The organism is Rahnella sp. NRRL B-41462 (genome assembly GCF_003263525.1).
Classification (GTDB): domain Bacteria; phylum Pseudomonadota; class Gammaproteobacteria; order Enterobacterales; family Enterobacteriaceae; genus Rahnella; species Rahnella aceris.
The window spans coordinates 1-1,421 of record NZ_JYDF01000134.1 but is presented as its reverse complement, the minus strand read 5'-3'; the positions used below and the strand labels follow the sequence as shown (position 1 = coordinate 1,421).

The 1,421-nt window shown below is 51.0% G+C and carries 1 protein-coding gene; it reads right to left on the bottom strand.

The genetic code is table 11. From position 1 onward, the window contains the following. Positions 1–1,091: TonB-dependent siderophore receptor (locus UC14_RS24085; protein WP_157962151.1), on the bottom strand; the 1,091-nt coding region annotated here is incomplete at its 3' end. Positions 1,092–1,421 lie beyond the last annotated feature (330 nt).

Here is a 1,421-nt window from a genome sequence, read left to right as displayed (position 1 = left end):
GTCGCGAAATCCGCTTCGAGCTGGTTATCAATCGCAAAAGTATCCAGCGAGGACTTCTCACCGGAATAATAACGACTCATCTCGGTACGGTCCGCATTCCAGCCCGCCTGATACACCTGATCCAACTCGGTGTTGGAATGCGTGTAGTTGGCATTCTGGCGGAATGACCAGACGTCGTTAAACGCGTGCTGGAATTCGTAGCTGTAGATTTGCTCCCAGCGTTTGAACTGGTTGCGGGTGCTTTCGCCATCGAAGAAACCCCGGCTCAGTTTCTGTCCGTAGAGGCTGCCGTCAGCCGGAACCGCGGCGTGGTAGCCACCGGACGGATCTTTTTGCAGATACGCGCGCAGTAAAAGCGAGGTATTTTCATCCGGCGTCCACAGCAACTGTGGCGAAATCGCGTAACGCTCTTCACGCTGGTGATCGTACTGCGTATCGCTGCTGCGGGTCATCCCGGTCAGACGGAATGCCAGCTGATCGTTGATGGCATTGGTGTAATCGAATGCGCCGCCTTTGGTATTTTGCGTGCCACCGGAAAGCTGGAAGTGACCTTCTTCAGCAAACTGCGGGCGCTTGGTGGATTCCACTACCACACCGCCGGGAATGCTCTGGCCGTAAAGCGCAGAAGACGGTCCTTTCACCACATCAATACGTTCCAGGAACCACGGATCAACCTGAATGGAGTTATAGGTCGAGCCATCGCTCAGGATCCGCAGGCCATCGAGGAAGGTGTTGTTGACGTCACCGCCGTGGAAACCGCGCAGGGAAATGGTGTCATAACGCGTTGCGCCGCCGGCAAAGTTGGTGAATACGCCTGGCGTGTAGTTCAGTGCAGCGTTAACCGTGGTGGCGTTCTGGTCAGTCATTTGCTGACGGGTCACAACAGAAACGGCCTGACCGGTGGTGATCAGCGGCTGATCCGTTTTGGTCGCACTTTTACTGGTTTTCGCGCTGTAACCCTGCGTCGGAGCATCGGCGGTATCCGCAGGCGCGGCTTTGACAATGACGGTGTCTTCAGCAGCCATTGAGGCAACCGGCATTGCCAGCGCGCACATAAGCACCGAGCGTTTGAGGGGGAAAGCCAACAACATATTCATAATCCCTATAAATAACTCAATAATGATTGAGTGATTAATTGATGCGTGTGTAATAAACCCAAAAGCCAACATGTGTTCCGCACAAAAGCGTGACGTGCGAAGGGCAGTCACTTAACCGAAACGTGACGGATGTTAAACTTAATGATAATTGTTATCATTATTATTTTACAAATTCAAGGGAACTTTACGCCAAAAATGTGAAGTGACGCATTTTTAACCTGATGAAAACGAGGGTTTTTTAATCACAGTAATAAAAATCTGAGCAAAATGGCCGGAAGTGATTAGGGTTAATAGTGAGTTTTTTAATCATGTTCTCTATGTAAA